The sequence below is a fragment of the Aliiroseovarius sp. Z3 genome (assembly GCF_029105185.1).
GTDB lineage: Bacteria > Pseudomonadota > Alphaproteobacteria > Rhodobacterales > Rhodobacteraceae > Aliiroseovarius.
Genome location: NZ_JAFMZK010000005.1, coordinates 229,126 through 248,281, shown reverse-complemented (window position 1 = coordinate 248,281; position 19,156 = coordinate 229,126). Strand labels below are relative to the sequence as shown.

Annotated in this window: 15 protein-coding genes; 9 read left to right on the top strand and 6 right to left on the bottom strand. The window is 59.1% G+C overall.

Features of this window, described 5'->3' with window-relative positions:
• The first annotated feature begins 6 nt into the window (after positions 1–6).
• From J3R80_RS11240 to J3R80_RS11230, 3 genes are all read left to right on the top strand, one after another.
• Positions 7–1,635, top strand: a complete 1,629-nt coding sequence (locus J3R80_RS11240; protein WP_275393868.1) for an alpha-D-glucose phosphate-specific phosphoglucomutase — start codon at positions 7–9, stop codon at positions 1,633–1,635.
• A gap of 264 nt (positions 1,636–1,899) precedes the next feature.
• The gene (locus J3R80_RS11235) at positions 1,900–4,038 is read left to right on the top strand and encodes an autotransporter domain-containing protein (RefSeq protein ID WP_275393867.1); all 2,139 of its coding nucleotides are present in this window, start codon (positions 1,900–1,902) and stop codon (positions 4,036–4,038) included.
• 126 nt (positions 4,039–4,164) lie between these two features.
• Positions 4,165–7,230, top strand: a complete 3,066-nt coding sequence (locus tag J3R80_RS11230) for a valine--tRNA ligase (RefSeq protein WP_275393866.1) — start codon at positions 4,165–4,167, stop codon at positions 7,228–7,230.
• Between the two features lie 112 nt (positions 7,231–7,342).
• Here J3R80_RS11230 and J3R80_RS11225 read toward each other — a convergent pair whose 3' ends face one another.
• Positions 7,343–7,519, bottom strand: a complete 177-nt coding sequence (locus tag J3R80_RS11225) for a Tat pathway signal protein (RefSeq protein WP_275393865.1) — start codon at positions 7,517–7,519, stop codon at positions 7,343–7,345.
• Positions 7,520–7,614: 95 nt separating this feature from the next.
• On the opposite strand from J3R80_RS11225, the gene J3R80_RS11220 reads away from it, so the two are divergent.
• Positions 7,615–8,727, top strand: coding sequence for a pyridoxal phosphate-dependent aminotransferase (locus J3R80_RS11220; protein WP_275393864.1), 1,113 nt, complete (start codon positions 7,615–7,617; stop codon positions 8,725–8,727).
• On the opposite strand, the gene J3R80_RS11215 is transcribed toward J3R80_RS11220, so the two are convergent.
• Positions 8,724–9,923 (bottom strand): aminotransferase class V-fold PLP-dependent enzyme, encoded by a 1,200-nt coding sequence (locus tag J3R80_RS11215; protein ID WP_275393931.1) that lies wholly within the window; start codon positions 9,921–9,923, stop codon positions 8,724–8,726. The genes J3R80_RS11220 and J3R80_RS11215 overlap by 4 nt on opposite strands.
• A 157-nt stretch (positions 9,924–10,080) precedes the next feature.
• On the opposite strand from J3R80_RS11215, the gene J3R80_RS11210 reads away from it, so the two are divergent.
• The 3 genes from J3R80_RS11210 to J3R80_RS11200 are packed head-to-tail and all read left to right on the top strand — an operon-like array spanning position 10,081 to position 13,438.
• Entirely contained in the window at positions 10,081–10,767 is a 687-nt protein-coding gene (locus tag J3R80_RS11210; protein WP_275393863.1) for a tyrosine-protein phosphatase, read from the top strand.
• A complete protein-coding gene (locus tag J3R80_RS11205) occupies positions 10,764–12,641 on the top strand; it encodes an ABC transporter ATP-binding protein (protein WP_275393862.1) in 1,878 nt (625 codons plus the stop codon). The genes J3R80_RS11210 and J3R80_RS11205 overlap by 4 nt, the downstream gene beginning before the upstream one ends.
• Before the next feature lie 53 nt (positions 12,642–12,694).
• The gene (locus tag J3R80_RS11200; RefSeq protein WP_275393861.1) at positions 12,695–13,438 is read left to right on the top strand and encodes a folate-binding protein; all 744 of its coding nucleotides are present in this window, start codon (positions 12,695–12,697) and stop codon (positions 13,436–13,438) included.
• 6 nt (positions 13,439–13,444) lie between these two features.
• On the opposite strand, the gene J3R80_RS11195 is transcribed toward J3R80_RS11200, so the two are convergent.
• Both J3R80_RS11195 and efp read right to left on the bottom strand, forming a co-directional pair.
• A complete protein-coding gene (locus J3R80_RS11195; protein ID WP_275393860.1) occupies positions 13,445–13,990 on the bottom strand; it encodes a pseudouridine synthase in 546 nt (181 codons plus the stop codon).
• Positions 13,991–14,065: 75 nt separating this feature from the next.
• Entirely contained in the window at positions 14,066–14,629 is a 564-nt protein-coding gene (efp, locus tag J3R80_RS11190; RefSeq protein ID WP_275393859.1) for an elongation factor P, read from the bottom strand.
• 215 nt (positions 14,630–14,844) lie between these two features.
• Here efp and J3R80_RS11185 point away from each other — a divergent pair, with 215 nt between their 5' ends.
• Together J3R80_RS11185 and J3R80_RS11180 are read left to right on the top strand one after the other, a co-directional pair.
• Positions 14,845–15,162: a DUF6280 family protein gene (locus tag J3R80_RS11185; protein ID WP_091429074.1), complete on the top strand. Its 318-nt coding sequence runs from the start codon at positions 14,845–14,847 to the stop codon at positions 15,160–15,162.
• 120 nt (positions 15,163–15,282) lie between these two features.
• On the top strand, positions 15,283–16,728 hold the full coding sequence (locus tag J3R80_RS11180; protein ID WP_275393858.1) for a cobyric acid synthase: 1,446 nt from the start codon (positions 15,283–15,285) through the stop codon (positions 16,726–16,728).
• A gap of 10 nt (positions 16,729–16,738) precedes the next feature.
• Here the strand turns inward: J3R80_RS11180 and J3R80_RS11175 are convergent, their stop codons facing one another.
• Together J3R80_RS11175 and J3R80_RS11170 are read right to left on the bottom strand one after the other, a co-directional pair.
• Positions 16,739–17,602 (bottom strand): hypothetical protein, encoded by an 864-nt coding sequence (locus J3R80_RS11175; RefSeq protein ID WP_275393857.1) that lies wholly within the window; start codon positions 17,600–17,602, stop codon positions 16,739–16,741.
• 100 nt (positions 17,603–17,702) lie between these two features.
• Positions 17,703–19,100 carry a TolC family outer membrane protein gene (locus J3R80_RS11170; RefSeq protein WP_275393856.1) on the bottom strand — a complete coding sequence of 466 codons (1,398 nt, stop codon included), beginning with the start codon at positions 19,098–19,100 and terminating at the stop codon, positions 17,703–17,705.
• Between the last annotated feature and the right edge of the window lie 56 nt (positions 19,101–19,156).

Genomic DNA, 19,156 nt, shown 5'->3' with positions numbered 1-19,156 from the left:
GCCGCCATGACCATTCAAACCATTCCCACCGCTCCGATTGATGGGCAGAAGCCGGGCACATCGGGATTGCGCAAGAAAGTGTCGGTCTTTGCGACACCCGGTTATCTGGAGACCTATACGCAAGCAATCTTTGATGCCGTTTCGCCCGAGGGCGCTGTGTTGGTGATGGGCGGAGACGGTCGATATTTCAACCGCGAAGCCATGGCGACCATTCTTCGCATCGCCGCAGCAAATGGCGTGGCGCGCGTTATCGTAGGTCAAAACGGCATCCTATCGACACCTGCAGCAAGCCACTTGATCCGCAAACGCAAAGCAAACGGCGGCTTGATCCTATCAGCCAGTCACAATCCCGGCGGGCCTAGCGGTGATTTCGGATTGAAATACAACATCGCCAATGGCGGCCCTGCACCCGAAGCCGTAACAGATGCGATTGTCGCCTGTGCAGACCGGATCGACCGCTACAAGATCATTGCGGCAGACGCACCAGCCTTGAGCAACCTCGGAGAGGTTCGTTTCGGCGACATGGTGATCGAGGTGGTCGACCCCGTCTCGGATTATGCCACGTTGATGGAAGAGTTGTTCGATTTCGATGCCATCCGCCAGATGATTGCAGGTGCTTTCACCCTTCGGTTTGACGCCATGCACGCGGTCACCGGCCCTTACGCCACAGAGATATTCCAACAACGTCTGGGCGCACCATCCGGATCCGTCATCAACGCCATACCAAGCGAGGATTTCGGCGGCGGACATCCCGACCCGAACCCGGTCTGGGCCAAGCCACTCTATGATCTCATGTTGGGGTCGGACGCGCCAGATTTCGGCGCTGCATCCGACGGGGACGGTGATCGCAACATGATCCTGGGACGCGGGATATACGTGACACCGTCAGACAGTTTGGCCATCCTTGCGGCGAACGCCCATCTTGTGCCGGGGTACCAAATTGGCATCGCGGGTGTCGCGCGGTCAATGCCCACCTCGACCGCCAGTGACCGGGTTGCCGACCATCTTGGGGTAGAAGCATTTCAAACCCCAACCGGATGGAAGTTTTTTGGTAACCTGCTGGATGCCGGTCGGGCCACGTTGTGCGGCGAAGAAAGCGCCGGAACCGGGTCAGATCATGTGCGTGAAAAGGATGGCCTTTGGGCGGTCCTGATGTGGCTGAATATACTTGCGGTTCGCAAGGTGTCTGTTGCGACGCTGGTCAAAGAGCACTGGGCGACGTTCGGGCGCGATTACTATTCGCGCCACGATTATGAAGGGATCGCCGGCGATGCGGCAGCGGAGTTGATGGACGCGTTGAAAGATAATCTGTCTTCCCTGCCTGGCAAAAGCACGCACGGAATGACGGTGAATGCGGCTGAAGATTTCAGCTACACCGATCCGATTGATGGCTCTGTCAGCACAGGTCAGGGCATCATCCTGACGTTTGAAGGCGGTGCGCGCGCAATGTTACGCCTGTCTGGGACCGGAACCGAAGGTGCTACGTTACGGGTGTATCTTGAACAATATGCACCGCCAGACACTTCTCATGATCTGGACGCCCAAACAGCCCTATCCAACGTCATCAAGGCGACAAGCGAGCTTGTACAAATCGAACACTTCACGAAACGAAAGGCACCAGACGTCATCACCTGAATGCCGAATTTCCACCTTATCGGGAGTGTTTTGCAGGGAAAATCACAGCGTATTGCTATTATTTGGGCCATAGCCTAGTTGTTTTTTTACGACTACGGTCAGCTTTATTAGGGCATTTTTAAATCTTATGCGCCCAGACTGGGCAATTTTGGTAATATTTGGAAAAACACCGAGCAGCGCGGGTCGGATACAGGCTAAGCTATTCAATGTTGGCCGGCCGTGCATTCTTCAGGAATCTCGTGTGTTCTTTGTTGCGAGGGGCAAATGAAAAACTATTCCGAGGATCGGGCATCACATCGCTCAACATTCAAAATCAGCACCAACGCGCGACGGTTTGCGATCGTATCAACGCTGGCGCTGACGGCGCATCCGGTGTTTGCGCAGACGTCGTCTCCGACCATGGAAGAAATTCCAACCTTTGATGATGGGGCTTTGGTAACGGCATCCGATGCAGTGGATGTGTCTGCCGACGGGTCAGTGGTTGTCGGCAACGCATCGGACTCGGGTACCGTCCCACGGGCATTTGCCTATGTGGGGGGTACACTTGTCGATCTTGCCCCCGCCATTGGTGATTTCAGTTTTGCCACCGGAGCAAGCCAGGACGGATCGGTTATCTCTGGCGTGTCGTGGACGGGCGGCTTGCCAACAATGTTTTATTGGACGCAGGCCACCGGCGTTGTGAATATTCCAATCAGCGCAGGCGTTTATGGCGAGGCAAACGACATCAGCGCAGATGGCACGCGGATTGTCGGCACCATCTATGACAATGGTGGCGCGACACCGCCGCCCGCTACGCCAACGGACCCTGCCCCGTATGATCGCGCCTTTGTCTGGACGCGCGCGACAAATACCTTTGTCACCTTGCCCAGCCTGGTCGCGGGCGGTGACACATATGGATACGACATCAGCGACAATGGCGGCGTCGTTGTCGGTCGGGCGACAACGGCGACAGCAATTCACGCGTTCCGCGCCGTGGTTGGCGGGGCCATCACCGATCTGGGCACCATCGGTGGTGCCACAGGGTCAAGCCGCGCCAATGGCGTCAGTGGCGATGGGCTTGTGGTCGTCGGCCAATCGGTCGCACCGTCGGTGACAGGACAGCGCGCTTTCCGCTGGAGTGCTGGCACTGGTATGGTTCAACTGGCTTCGACGGATGAGGCGAATGTGGTCTTCTCGCTCGCCAACGCCGCCAGTCAGGATGGCTCGTATGTCGCGGGCGCTGCCCGCTATTCGACGACACCGGGGTATCGCGCATTGCGCTGGGACGAAAACGGCGTGGCACAGGATCTGGGCGATTTGACCACGGGCAACACCGGAACCTCGTTTGCGAACGGGATCAGTGCCGACGGCTCTGTCGTGGTTGGTGTGGCCAGCAATGACGCGGGCGATTCACGCGGTTTCATATGGCGCGATGCCGTAAAACCCGGTGGCACGATGCTGGATCATATCAACACCCTGACGCAAGTGTCTAACAACGCTGCCGAACAGGCGGCAGGCGCGCATTACATGGACAAACTGGTCCAGTTCACCCTTGGCCAATCGCTTGAACTGCCCGTCGATGGCGCCAGCGGACAACGCAGCAAAACCGGGCTGGGTCGCCCCTATTCGATCAAGGTTACAGCAGGTGCAGCAAACAATCGTGATGGCAATGACACCGCGCTTGCCGGTTTGATTGCCGCAACCGCGCTGTCCGACAACTTGTCTTTCGGCGGCTCGTTCGGACTTGGCAAGGATGACGACACACTGACCGGGTTTGGAATAGACGGAAATTTCCGCACCTTTGGCATCTATCTGCAAGGCGGGCATCCAGCCACCGAGGGGCTGAACTGGAAACTCGCCACAGCGCGTTCTGCGGCCCAGGTGGACATCACCCGGTCCACCGCCCTTCCAAACACCGAACGCGGGACAGGCACCGCCGACATGAGCGCCCATGCAACCTCGATCGAGCTTGGCTATGGTATGCAACGCGGGACCGCGCTGGTTACGCCGTTCCTGCGCGTCACCCGCTCGTCTGTTCAACGCGATGGGTATACGGAAACAGGGGCTGTGGCTTTTCCCGTGACCTATGATGACTACGAGGTCAGCGCGACAACCGCCACGCTAGGTGCCGATCTGCGCCTTCCGGTTTCACAAGCAGGCGCTGTGCGACTGACGGCCGGTGTTGAATGGGATCTGACGCGTTCCGCCGACACCGTGTCGGGCACCAGTGCCATTCCGGGCATGACGAGTTTCGCGGTGGCTGGCCCGGCGCTTGAGAATAAGAACCGGCTGTTTGCCGAAGCCCGGTACACCCACATGCTGGGCAATGGGCGCAGCTATGATCTGGGTCTTGGGGTGCATCAAACACCCTATGCGGACAAGCCATCAGTGATGGCAACCATCGGCTATCAGATGGATTTCTGATCTTCGCAAAAGAACGTTCATTCGACGCCCGGGCCATCGCTCGGGCGTTGTCTTTTATGGCTGGGCTTTCCCTTTGTCGCTGTCTTGGGTAAACGGTCTTGAACTCATACGACTTGGGACGAAACCATGGCCATGGACAAGACTTTCGACGCAGCCGCCGCCGAGCCGCGCATCTATCAAAACTGGGAAGAATCCGGCGCCTTCAAGGCCGGTGCCAACGCCAAGCCGGGCGCGGACAGCTTCACCATCATGATCCCGCCACCCAACGTGACGGGCGCGCTGCATGTGGGCCATGCGTTCAACAACACGCTGCAGGACATCCTGATCCGCTGGCACCGGATGCGGGGCTTTGACACGCTGTGGCAACCCGGCCAAGACCACGCAGGCATCGCCACGCAGTTGCAGGTCGAAAAGATGCTGGCCGAAACCCAGCAGCCCGGTCGCCGCGATCTTGGGCGCGAAAAGTTTCTTGAGAAGGTCTGGGAATGGAAGGGCGAATACGGCTCAACCATCATCAACCAGTTGAAGCGTCTGGGATCCACCTGCGACTGGTCACGCAACGCCTTCACCATGGCCGGTGCGCCGGGTGATCCGCGTATTGGGCACGAGAACTCGGCCAACTTCCATGACGCCGTTCTGAAAGTCTTCGTCGACATGTACGACAAGGGCCTGATCTATCGCGGCAAGCGACTGGTCAACTGGGACCCGCATTTCGAAACCGCCATTTCGGACCTTGAGGTCGAGAATATCGAGACCCCCGGCCACATGTGGCACTTCAAATACCCGCTGGCCGATGGCGCGACCTATACCTATGTCGAGAAGGACGAGGACGGGAATGTCGTGCTTGAGGAGGAGCGCGACTATATCTCGATTGCCACCACACGGCCCGAAACCATGCTGGGTGACGGTGCGGTTGCTGTGCACCCGGACGACGCACGCTATGCGCCCATCGTGGGCAAGCTCTGCGAAATCCCCGTGGGTCCGAAAGAGCATCGCCGCCTGATCCCGATCATCACCGACGAATACCCGGATATGAATTTCGGGTCGGGTGCGGTGAAGATCACCGGCGCGCATGATTTCAACGACTATCAGGTCGCCAAGCGCGGCGGCATCCCGATGTATTCGCTAATGGACACGCGCGGGCATATGCGGGCCGATGGCCTGCCCTATGCAGACGAAGCCGCAACTGCCCAGCGCATTGCCAATGGTGAGGAAGGGTTCGACGAGGCGAAGATCGCCGCGATGAACCTTGTCCCGGATGAATTCCGCGGGCTTGACCGGTTCGAGGCCCGCAAGCTGGTGGTCGATCAGATCACCGCCGAGGGTCTGGCTGTGACGCACGACGTCACGCGGGTTGAGAAGGATGACGACGGCAACGAGACCCAAGTCACCGAGACCGTGCCGTATGTCGAAAACAAGCCGATCATGCAGCCCTTCGGCGACCGCTCGAACGTGGTGATCGAACCGATGCTGACCGACCAGTGGTTCGTGGACGCCGAGAAAATCGCCGGCCCCGCGCTGGACGCCGTCCGCAATGGCGATGTGAAAATTCTGCCCGAAAGCGGCGAGAAGACCTTCTATCATTGGCTGGAGAATATCGAGCCGTGGTGCATTTCCCGACAGCTCTGGTGGGGGCATCAGGTGCCGGTTTGGTACGGTCCGAAATTCGATGAAGCTGGCGAAATCACAACCGGGCTTATCCCATTCTGCGCCGCGACAGGACACGAAGCACTGGAAAAAGCAAAAGCGTACTATCGCGGATTGCTTGGCCCAATTGAGGTCTCGCTTGCAGAAGAAGAGGATGGCCTGGTCGAAACGGTTCTGAACATTAACCGGGGACTTGTCTTCAACGATGAGCACGGAAACTACGCGATGGTCGAGCTGGTCCGCGACCCCGACGTGCTGGACACGTGGTTCTCGTCCGGCCTCTGGCCCTTCGGCACGCTGGGCTGGCCGCAGGACACCGACGAACTTAACCGCTTCTTCCCCGGTGACGTGCTGATCACGGGTCAGGACATCCTGTTCTTCTGGGTTGCGCGCATGATGATGATGTCTCAGGCTGTCTGCCACAAGAACCCGTTCCACACGGTCTATCTGCACGGGCTGGTCCGTGACGAGAAGGGCAAGAAAATGTCCAAGACCACGGGCAATGTGATCGACCCGCTCGAGATCATTGACGAATTCGGCGCAGACGCTTTGCGGTTTACCAACACCGCCATGGCCTCGATCGGGGGCGTGTTGAAGCTTTCCAAGGATCGCATCGCGGGCTATCGCAACTTCGGCACCAAGCTGTGGAACGCCGCCCGTTTCGCAGAAATGAACGAATGCAAGCCCGTCGCCGATTTTGACCCCAAAAACCCGACGCAGACAGTAAATCGCTGGATCGTCTCGGAAACCGCGTCCGCGCGTGTGGAACTGGACGAGGCATTGACCGCCTATCGCTTCAACGATGCGGCGAACGGGCTCTATGCCTTTGTTTGGGGCAAGGTGTGCGACTGGTATGTCGAATTTGCTAAGCCGCTTCTGAATTCAGAGGATGAGGCAATATTGGCCGAAACCCGCGCCACTATGGCTTGGGTGATTGACCAATGTCTGATCATGCTGCACCCGATCATGCCGTTTATCACGGAAGAGCTTTGGGGGCAGATCGCAGAGCGCGACACGATGCTGATCCACGCCGATTGGCCGGACTATGGCGCTGAATTGACGGATGAAGCTGCCGCGCGCGAGATGAACTGGGTGATTTCGCTGATCGAAAATATCCGTTCCGCCCGCGCGCAAATGCATGTGCCCGCCGGGCTGAAAGTGCCGCTGATCCTGCAAGAGTTGGATGAGACCGGTCGCACGGCTTGGACCAACAACGAGGTGATGATCCGACGCATGGCGCGGATCGACAGCATGACCGAAATGGCGGACCTGCCCAAAGGCTCGATCACCATTGCCGTTGCAGGCGGTATATTCGCCCTGCCCTTGGCCGACATTATCGACGTGGACGAAGAAATCGCGCGGCTTGAGAAATCTCTGGGCAAACTGGGCAAGGAAATCGGCGGGTTGCGAGGGCGTCTGAAGAACCCGAAATTCGCCGAGAATGCACCGCCTGAAGTGGTGGAAGAGGCGCAGGAAAACCTTGCAGCGCGTGAAGAAGAAGAGGCGACGCTGAATGCGGCGCTGGCACGGCTTCGCGAAATCTGATTGCGGGTGCCAATAGGGGGAAGGCTCACGTTGTGAGCCTGAGGGGCGCCGCCCCTTCGAGCCAAATCAGCGATTTGGCTCTACCCCGGGATATTTTGGGCCAGAAGAAGCCTTAGGGGACAAGGCGCTCCACGGCCCGCATCATGCCCAGCGACTTATCATAGACGAGCGTCAGCACCCAGCGCATCGGGGGCGCGTTCGCTGCCTTGGTGGCGATTTGCGGTAAGCCACGCGTGGCCCCGACTGCGACCGCGCCGGTCAGAAACAGGCGTCTGTTCAACTTGGGCATATGTCACCCTCCACTCGTTATCACACCGTTCAGATGGGGATCATGGTGCAGATTTCAACCTTGTAGACGGCGACCCGCCCTGCTCTAACGCTCGTATGACAAAGACCTATGCCCGCCTGACCCCGCTTGCTGACAGCCTTCCCGCCTCCGTCCCGTTTGTCGGGCCAGAAACACAGGAACGTGCGCGTGGTCGTGCATTCGCGGCGCGGTTGGGGGCGAATGAAAACGCCTTTGGGCCGTCCCCTAAAGCGATCAATGCCATGGCGCAGGCCGCGCGCGACGTGTGGAAATATGGCGACCCCGAGAATTTTGATCTGCGCACCGCTTTGGCCGAGCATCTTGGTATCTCAGCCGACAACATCATGGTTGGTGAAGGGATCGACGGGTTGTTGGGCTATCTTACGCGTCTGATCATCGGTCCGGGTGATGTCGTCGTCACTTCGCAGGGCGCGTATCCCACGTTCAACTATCATGTCGCGGGATTTGGTGGACGGATCGAGACGGTACCCTATGTGGACGACCGAGAGGACCCGGCCGCATTGATCGCCCGGGCGGCTGAGGTCGGTGCAAAACTGATCTATATCGCGAATCCAGACAACCCGATGGGGACTTGGCACGATGCAGCCACCATGCAGCGCATGATTGATGCGGTGCCGGAAGGGTGCCTGCTTGTCCTCGACGAAGCGTATGTCGAGTTTGCGCCGGACGGAACGGCCCCGGATCTTGTGGCGGACGATCCACGCGTGATCCGCATGCGGACGTTTTCAAAGGCCTATGGGATGGCCGGGGCGCGCATCGGATATGGAATTGGCGCGCGGGAACTGATCACCGCGTTCCACAAAATTCGCAACCATTTCGGAATGTGCCGAATTAGCCAGGCAGGCGCGCTAGCGGCCTTGCAGGATCAGGACTATCTTCACCGGACAGTTACCAATGTGGCGGACGCAAAACGCCGAATTGCCGATATTGCGCGGGGAAACAACCTGACCACCCTGCCCTCGGCCACCAACTTCGTTTCTGTCGATTGTGGCGGGGACGGCGCGTTTGCCCGAGCGGTGCTGGAGGCGCTGATCGCCCAGGATGTCTTTGTGCGCATGCCGTTTGCCAGTCCGCAAAGCAGATGCATTCGCGTCTCCGCCGGACGCCCCGAGGAGTTGGAAATTTTCGCAGCGGCCTTGCCCAGCGCCCTTGCGACGGCGCGCGGTTAAGCCTCGGAGATCACTTGCGCAGCAGCCTCGAGCGCGCCCGCCCCATGCGCGATGTTCAGCGCCATCAAACCCGATTGGATGGAAGACAGCGCCCCCATGACCATCGGTGCATTTACATGTCCCATATGGCCCAGCCGAAAGAAGCCGTCGGCATTCGGATCGTCATCTGATTGCATGCCCAGCCCGATCCCCAATGTTACGCCCGTCTTTTCTTCGGTCCAGCGCCGCAGCGCCGTACCATGGGGGGCACCGATGCGAAGTGACGTAACCGCGCAGGAACGATGAGCAGGATCTTTCACGTTCATTTCCAGCGGGCCGGAGGCAGCCCAGCAATCAAACGCCGCCCAGATCGCGCGGGCCAGATGGGAATGACGTGCCCAGACAGCTTCAATCCCGCCTTCCTCGGCGATCATATCCAGCGCCTCTCGCAACCCGTATAGGTGATGCGTCGGGGCGGTGCCGCCAAAATACTGGTAGAACAGTTCCGGGTCGGCCCGATCGCTCCAATCCCAGTAGCGGGAAACGCGGGTCATTCCTTTGCGCACTTGTGCGGCCTTGTCGCTGAAAAACACAAACGCCATACCCGGCGGCACCATCAGCCCCTTTTGCGATGCAGCGACCGCGACATCAGCGCCCCAGCCGTCCATTTCGAACTGATCGCAACCGATGGATGCGATGCAATCGACCATCAGCAGTGCCGGATGACCCGCTGCATCCATTGCAGCACGGACTTCGGCCACATCGTTCTTGATCGATGTCGATGTATCCACGTGAGTCAGCAAGACAGCACGGATCCGATGGTCTGGATCGGCCCGCAACGCGGTCTCGACCCGGTTCGGATCAACAGGCGTGCGCATACCAAAATCTTCGATTTGAACGTGCACGCCTAGTGCCTCGGCCATCTCGGTCCAGCCGTGCCCGAACCGCCCGGTACACAGTGACAGGACCGTATCGCCGGGGCCAATTACGTTGGACAGGGCAGCCTCCCACGCGCCATGACCATTGGCAATGTAAATTGCAACGTTATGCCGGGTGCGTGCCACCGCCTTAAGGTCGCCGATCAATGCTGGCATCATCTCAACCAGCTCGCCTTCATAGATGTTCGGTCCGGGTCGGTGCATCGCGCGCAGCACACGATCCGGTATGACTGACGGCCCAGGAATGGCGACATAGGGACGTCCGAAACAAAGTGTCATAGCGCGCTCGTCATATAGAAGGTTTCCCAATCGGTAATCTGCCGTCGTACCCGCGTCAACAACCCGCCTGTCCGCTATGCTTGTCTGGATCAGCCCGACAGGATACACCGCCGGGATACCGCCCGCATCTTTGCCGGGCTTGCGAACTGGAGACACCATGTTTTCCAAGGTCTATGCCCGGATCAAACAATGGGAACGGGGCTGGAAAAGCTCGTTTGGCACCGACATCTCGACGCCTGAAGGGCGCCGGGCCGCGCGGCGTCACAACAACATCGTGGATCATGCGTTTCTGCGCCGTATTCTGCCCAATCGTTACCAGTTGTCGACCGAAGCATGGCGATCCAATCAGCCTGACCCGTTCCACTTCCCGGCCCTGCAAAAAATCGGCATTAGAAGCGTGATCAATCTGCGGGGGGCGGACAAGTTTTCCTACTACCTGTTTGAGAAGGAAGCCTGCAGGGATTTTGGCATGGCCCTGCATGACCACGAACTGTTCGCCCGCGTTCTGGGCAGCCCAAAGGATTACCTGGACCTGCTTGACCTGATGGAAAAGGTCGAGAAACCGATGCTGATCCATTGCAAGTCCGGGGCCGACCGCACCGGGATAGCCGCCGCGCTTTATCTGTTGGATCAGAAAGACGCCAGCATCGACGCGGCACGGGCGCAACTGTCATTGAAATACGCACATCAACGCTGGTCAAAGGCGGGCATTCTGGATCATCTTTTGGACAGCTATGCCACCCATTGCGAGGCCGATCCAATCCCGGTGCGTGACTGGTTGGCAAACCACTATGACCCGGAGGCGGTGACCGCCTCGTTTCTCGCCAAGCGGAGCAAAGGATGAGCGAAATCAAGCGCCCTGACATGATCCGCTGGATGTGGCGCAGCTATATGCGTGCCTATCGATGGCCGCTTATTGCCGCTGTTTTCCTGATGCTGCTGGAAGGTCTGGCACTTGGGGGGCTGAGCTACATGATCAAGCCGATGTTCGACGTTGCGTTTTCGTCGGGCAGCACATCGTCGATCGTGATGGTTGCCCTGATCGTGGCGGCCATCTTCATCACACGCGCTGTGGCGGCCTTTGGGCATCGCGTGTTGATGGTGCATGTGGGGCAACGTGTGGCTGCAAAACTGCAGTCGGACATGGTTGCGCATATGTTGCGGCTGGACAGCAACTTTTTTCGCGACAACTCCCCCGGCACCCTGATCGAACGCGTACGCGGAGACGCTCAGGCCATCGCGACCATATGGGAGGTCGTGCTGGCTGCGGTCGCCCGCGATGTCGTGTCACTTCTGGCGCTTTTGGGCGTGGCCCTGTCCATCGACTGGCTTTGGGTTGTTGTGGCCGTCGCCGCTGCACCAATCCTGACCATTCCAATGGGCATCCTGCAAAAGCGCGTGCGCCGCACGACCACCGACAGCCGATCGTCGGCGGCCCAGATCTCGACCCGGCTGGACGAGATTTTCCACGGCATCAACTCGATCAAACTGTCTGGCACCGAACGCCACGAACAAGGACGCGTAGATCGTGAGATTGACGCCTTCGCCCGCACCCATTTGCAAAGTCAGGCCAATCAGGGCGGGATCGTCGCGATGGTCGATATCATCGCCGCTGTCGGCTTCTTCGGCGTGCTGGTTTATGGCGGGATGCAAATCAATTCAGGCGCCAAGACGGTCGGTGAGTTCATGAGCTTCTTCACCGCCATGGCGCTGGTTTTCGACCCGCTCCGGAACCTTGGCAAGGTGTCGGGTGCCTGGCAGGCGGCTTTGGCAAGCCTTGCGCGCATCCGCAATGTCTTTGATGAACGCCCGTCAATCCTGTCACCCGCGACGCCAGCCGCACTGCCCATCCCGGCGCGCAAAGCCCGGATCGAGCTGAAGGATGTCAGCTTCTCTTATGGCGACACACCGGTTCTGCGAGGTGCGAGCTTTACCGCGGAGGCGGGTAAAACGACGGCCCTTGTCGGGGCCTCCGGCGCGGGGAAAAGCACGGTCTTCAACCTTTTGACACGGCTGGCGGACGCCAAGACTGGCAAGGTTATGGTTGGTGGAACGGATGTGACACGCCTGCCGCTGAACAAATTGCGCGGGCTGTTCTCGGTCGTCAGCCAAGAGGCGCTCTTGTTCGACGAAACCTTGCGCGACAACATCCTGATGGGGCGCACTGATGTCGATGAGAAGAAGCTGAAACATGCGCTGGATGTGGCACATGTTTCGGATTTCCTGCCACAAATGGAGCATGGGTTGGACACGCAGGCTGGGCCGCGCGGGTCGAACCTGTCGGGCGGGCAGCGACAGCGCGTGGCGATCGCCCGGGCCGTTCTGCGCAACGCACCGTTTTTGTTGTTGGACGAAGCCACATCGGCCCTGGACGCAAAATCCGAGAAGTTGGTGCAAAAGGCATTGGACGAGCTGTCCAAGGATCGCACGACACTGGTCATCGCCCACCGCCTGGCGACCGTGCGCGAGGCCCACAAGATCGTGGTGATGGATCAGGGGCAAGTGGTCGATCAGGGCACGCATGATGAGCTCTTGGCGCGTGGTGGCATCTATGCGCAGCTTTACAAATTGCAGTTCCAGGACGAAGGCACACGCGCGCCGACCCCCACCCGACGCAAACGCCGCAAACAACGCCTGCCACAGGTCGAACAGGCCGAACCATCCCGTTGGTCGGTGCGCAATCTGTTTCGTGGCCTGGTGGGAAACAGCCGCGACTGACCTTTCGCTTTAAACGCGCATGTCTATATATGGGACGGCGACAGGAGAGCAGAATGACCACAGACACACCGCGCACCGTTCTGCGCATCGCTGGCAGTGATCGGCAGGATTTTCTTCAGGGTCTCATCAGCAACGACGTGAACAAGCTGGCCGACGGAATGGTATATGCCGCCCTGCTGACCCCGCAGGGCAAATATCTGGCGGACTTCTTTCTGGTGCAGGACGAAGAGGCGATCCTGCTGGACGTGGCAGAACCGCTCGCGGCTTCGCTGGCCCAGCGGCTTACCATGTACAAGCTGCGGGCAGACGTACAGATTACATCGACCGATATTACGCCATCGCGCGGAATTGGTGACAGGCCTGCTGGTGCCTTAGCAGACCCCAGACATGAGGCGCTTGGCTGGCGTGCCTATGACGGGCAAGCCGCACAGGATAGCATCGATTGGGATGCCATCCGTGTCGCCCATTGCATCCCGGAAACCGGCATCGAATTAACGCCCGACACCTATCCGCTCGAGGCGGGGCTGGACCGGCTGAACGGCGTGGATTTCCGCAAGGGCTGCTATGTCGGGCAAGAGGTGACGGCCCGCATGAAACATAAGACGGGTCTGAAAAAAGGGTTGGCAGTGGTCCAGATCGACGGCACGGCCCCCATCGGCACGCAGATCGTGGCATATGGCAAACCCGCGGGCACGTTGTTTACCCAGTCCGGGAATCAGGCCATCGCCTATCTGCGCTTTGATCGGGCAGGCACGGACATGCAAGCCGGTGATGCTTCGGTATCCTGGACGGGATAACGCGCCTCAGGCGTGCCGCCATTTTCCGGACGCCAACCCGTCCAACGTCCATGCCCCGACCGCAGACCGGATCAGACGCAGGGTTGGATGCCCCACTGCGGCGGTCATCCGACGGACCTGCCGGTTCTTGCCTTCACGGATCGTAAGTTCGATCCAGCAATCCGGCACGGATTTGCGAAACCGCACGGGGGGATCGCGCAACCACAGCGACCTGGGTTCCTCCATGCGACGGACTTTTGCGGGGCGGGTCATGCCATCTTTTAGCGCGACACCATCACGCAACGCCTGCAATGCAGCCTCATCCGGTATCCCTTCGACCTGAACCCAATAGGTCTTGGGCAATTTATGACGGGGATTGGCGATTTTGGCCTGTAGCTTACCGTCATCCGTCAGAACCAGCAGCCCTTCGCTGTCGCGGTCAAGTCGCCCGGCGGGATAGACACCCGGCAGGTCAATGTAATCGGACAGGGTCTGGCGCGGTGATCCTTCGGAACCTTTATCAGTGAATTGGGACAGCACGTTGAAGGGTTTGTTGAACAGAATGGTCGTCATATGTGCCCCCAGTTTGAACCCCAACGAAAAAGGGCAGAGCGACCGCCCTGCCCCGATTGCCTTCATAAGCGCGCGTCACGCGCGCTCGGAATATTCCATGGTCTCTGTGTTCACCACGATCGCCTCGCCCTGCCCAACGAAGGGTGGCACGGAAATGCGCACACCATTGTCCAAAAGCGCAGGTTTGAAACTGTTCGCAGCAGTCTGGCCTTTGACGACCGGCTCCGTCTCCTCGATGGTGCAGGTGACTTTCTGCGGCAAGGTCGCGTTCAGGGCCTCGGTCTCGTAAAATTCGACGACGATGGTCATGCCGTCCTGCAGGAAGGGGCGGCGGTCGCCCAGCAGATCGGCAGGGATCTGGTTCTGCTCATAGGTTTCCGTGTCCATGAAGATCAGCATGCCGTCATCTTCATAAAGGAACTGTTGGTCTTTCTGTTCCAGACGCACACGTTCGACTTTGTCCGCAGACCGGAAACGCTCGTTCAGTTTTGATCCGTTGCGCAGGTTCTTCATTTCGACCTGAGCAAACGCGCCGCCTTTGCCGGGCTTGACGTGATCGACCTTTACCGCAGCCCAAAGGCCACCATTATGCTCCAACACGTTGCCGGGGCGGATTTCGTTACCATTGATTTTGGGCATGCCATAAACCTTCGCAAAAGGTTGAACTCTGTTGGCCTGCACCTATATCTTGGTGGTCTGGCTCTGGCAAGGCGACGTATTTCGCATGTCTGGGGCCAGAGGTATGCAATAAACGCATAGCAGGCATGTGGCTGCGGGGATACCGAATCGCGCAGAAAACGCCATATTGTCCGCTACTCCGACGAGCGCAAGAGCAAGAATAATAAAGGACGACCATGCTGGACTCCGTAGACGGTACCGCTTTCAACAACGAACAAGGCAACCGCGCGCGCAAATTGTTTGCCGCTGTGGTATTGGCTGCCTTGGACGACGCTATTGCCGATGACAAAAAGTATGGCAATGGCCCGGATCAGATTGCCCGCTGGGCACGTTCGCGCGATGGGCGTGAAGTGCTGAGCTGTGCTGGCATTGACCCCAACGAACGCGTTGTGAAGGGTCTGATGGAATTTGTTTCCAAAGGCATTCGCACCTCGGTGGCACTCAGCCGCGAAGAAAGCGAGCGGCGCAACGCCGCACAGGCAGAAGCTGCATAAGCAAACAATCCGTTTCGGGTTGAGAGAGGTCGCGCCCCATGGGGCGCGTTTTTCGCTGATGGTGACTCATCGGTCGGTTCAGGGCTGGGCAGATTTGCGAAAAGTCCCTATGCAACCGGTATGACCAAAGCGATTATGATACAGGGTGCTGGCTCAAACGTGGGGAAGTCCTTGCTGGTGGCAGGGATTGCACGCGTTTTTGCAGCGCGCGGCCTGAGCGTGGCCCCGTTCAAGCCCCAAAACATGTCCAACAATGCCGCTGTAACCGTCGATGGCGGCGAGATCGGCCGCGCGCAGGCCCTTCAGGCTCGTGCCTGTGGGTTGGAGCCAATGGTCGACATGAACCCCGTGTTGCTGAAACCAGAAACCGACACAGGCGCGCAGGTCATTGTTCAGGGGCAACGGTTCGCCACAATGAAGGCCCGCGATTATGGCAAAGCGAAAGCCGATCTGATGCCGCGCGTGCTGGACAGCTTTCACAGGCTAGGCGCTGGCCGCGATCTGATCATTGTCGAAGGCGCCGGCAGCCCGGCCGAGATCAATCTGCGCGCCGGTGACATTGCCAATATGGGCTTTGCCGAGGCTGCAAACCTGCCCGTCATTCTGGCCGGTGATATTGACCGCGGCGGCGTGATTGCACAGCTTGTGGGCACGCACGCCGTGCTGCCTGACGAGGACCGCGCGCGGATCAAAGCCTTCCTGATCAACAAGTTTCGCGGCGACCCCACCCTGTTCGCCGACGGTGCCGCCGCAATCGCGAACCGCACCGGATGGCATGATCTGGGCACCCTGCCCTGGTTTGCCGACGCGTGGCGCTTGCCTGCGGAAGACGTGATGGACATCGCCACCCGCCCCGGTGGCGCATTCAAGATCGCAGTGCCGCGCTTGAACCGGATTGCCAATTTTGATGACCTTGACCCGCTGGTCAACGAACCCGAAGTGACGGTCGACATCATCGAACCGGGCCGCGCCCTGCCCGGCGACGCCGATCTTGTGCTGATCCCCGGTTCCAAGTCCACGATTGCCGACCTTGCCGACTTCCGCGCCCAGGGTTGGGACATAGACCTTGCCGCCCATATCCGGCGCGGCGGTCACGTGTTGGGGATATGTGGCGGCTATCAAATGCTGGGGCAGACAATTGTCGACCCGGACGGGATCGAAGGATCACCCGGGCAGGTAACAGGTCTGGGACATCTTCAAATCACAACTCATCTGGAACCGAAGAAGACCCTTGCCCTGAGCAAAGCCCGCCACATCGCCTCGGGCGAGGCTGTCTCGGGCTACGAGATCCATCTCGGTCGCAGCTCCGGCCCCGACACGGCAAGGGCGTGGCTATCGGTTGGTGATCGACCCGAAGGAGCAGCCAGCGCCGATGGCCGCGTTTTGGGATGCTATCTGCATGGGCTGTTCTCGGCGGATGGGTTCAGGAAAGCCTATTTGGAACGTTTGGGGGCAACCGCAGCGTCAACCGGCTATGAAACCCGCATAGAAGACACGCTGAACGCCTTGGCCCAGCATGTCGAAGCCCATCTGGACCTTGACCAATTTCTGTCACTTGCAGAGTGACGAGGAGCGCTTACTCCAACCCTTTCAGGGTCAGCGCGCGCTCAATCTCGCGACGGACAAAGCGACGTATCGACTGGGTGATCTTTTCCCCAACCTCGCCTTGCAACTCTTCGCGCACCAGACGGGCGACCATCGCCTGAACGACTTCTTCATCGATGATGTCAGTGTCATCGTCCACAATCTCGACCTCACGCCCAACCGGGCTTGGAGGCATCCGCTCAGCGTGGTGCTCGACAATTCTGGCGGGCGGCGCAGGTTCCACGTCTTCGGGATCAGTTACGGCCATAAACGGCGCTTCATCAGCGTCGTCATCGGTAGACTTGGCCGACCAGTTTTCCGGTTCGCTTTCGCCAACGATGGTGTTTTCATCCTCGGTTTTCAGTCGCGCCGCGTGGAACATCAAGACATCGGTCTGGGTTGTCTCATCCCCACCGTCTGCTTCCCACACATCGTCTGGGCTATTGACGACCTTCTCGAACTCCGAGACACGTCCGGTCAGGCTTGCCGCGTGGTCCGGGGACGCAGACATGTCTTCCGAATAGTCTTCAAGCTCGTCATCCGGCGACAAGGTGTAACCGCGGTGCGAGAAAACCGGACCTCGCCGTTCAGCTTCGCCTGGGTCTGCGCCTTCTTCTGGCGTGTTTTGAGGGGGCGTCGCAGACGCGGTCGATTGTTCCGGGGCCGGGTTGCGGTCATCTGCCGTGCCCGAGGGTTTTGCGCTGCTCTCATCATGTACGCGAAACGCGGGTGTCAGGACCAGCTTTTCTGCCTTACCTGAATCCGCGCGCCCATCGGTCGCCTTGCTCTCAGAAATCAACCGACGAATCGAGGACAGTACATCCTCTATCTCGGCATTTGAAACCGGGTCAGACATGCAAAAACACCTGCAAAATTGTTCCTTGGACCGGTCCGTCCGGCCTTCATTACCAGAACACTACCCAATGCAGAGCGTTCGCACAACTGAACGAACTGTTTCAATTTTTGCCAAGTGCTTCCAACAAGCTGTCTAATCGCTTGCCCTGCGGGCTAACCCGGTGGACAGGAGCGGACTTGACCGTGTTGTAATAGGCTTCGGGATCATAGATCACCACGCCCAGTTTCAAGTGCTCTGCCGTTAATAAGCCCATCGAGGACAACAAAGAATAGGCGGCGAGGTACTGGTTGGATTGTGCGGTGATGCGGCTGGCTTCCGCGTTCAGCAGCTCTTGCTCGGCATTCAATACGTCAAGCGTGGTGCGCGATCCCAACTGCGCCTCTTCTCGTGCGCCACGCAGGGCAACACGGCTGGCACGGATCTGACGCTCGGTGGCTTCAAGAGATGCGGCAGCAATGGCAAGCTGCGCCCAAGCATTCGCGACACCCTGATCAACACCCAGACGCGCTTGGTGCAACCCGGCGCGTGCGGCTTCGGCGTTGGCGACCGCCTTGCGATAGTCAGCCGACAGTTTGCCACCCGAATAGATGGTTCCGCGAAGCGCCACGCCAACACTGTTTGAGACAAAATCCGCCCCACCCACGTCCTGCCATTTGGTTTCCGCACTGCCAACCAGCGCGGGCTTCATGGCCGCCATCGAAATCTCGATGGCAAGGTCGGCCGCCGCCACGTTGTGTTGTGCCGCAAGAATATCAGGATGGCCCTGCCGTGCGATGGCTTTTGCCGCATCCAATGTTTTTGCTGTCATTGGCAAGGCAGGTGGTACGGACAATGACCCCGGCAAATCCCCGGTTGCCGCACGATATTCCTCGCGCGCGATGGCAAGATTGCCGCGCGCCGAGGCTTCGTTTGCGCGGGCGGCCGCCAGTCGAGCTTGCGCCAAGGCAACATCGGTTTGCGTCACTTCACCCACTTCGAACCGGTCGTTGGCCGCACGCAGTTCCTGCGTCAGAACCCGAACCGAATTGCCTTGAAGCTGCGCGTTTTCGACGGCCGATCTGACATCCACATACGCCTTTACGGCACGCAGCAGGATTTGCTGTTCGACACTGATCAAACTGTCGCGCGTGGCCAGCACAATCTCTTTCTGAGCTGCAACGGCTGCCTTACCCCGCCCGAAATTGTAAATCAGGAACTCGGCTGTCAAAGACGCAGATGTGGCCCATCCGGAATTTCCGGAAATGCTTGTGTTCGGGTTCGTCCAGCCATGAGAAATGGCGTAACTCAGGGTCGGGCGCAGCGCCGCCTGCGCAATCGCGACATCTTCATCCGCCGCGCGCAGCAGAGCCTGGTTTTGATCCAACAGACCACTGTGCTTGTAAGCGGCTGCCATCGCATCCGACAGTGTTTCCGCCATGGCCAGCGGCGCATGGGTGAGCGAAACACCGATCGCCATCAGAACACCAGCACATTTCATTCCAAATCGACCGGCCATCATGCAACCTCATTCATATCGGGCTGGGCGCGCTTAAGACAGCACCGTCCCGTATCTCA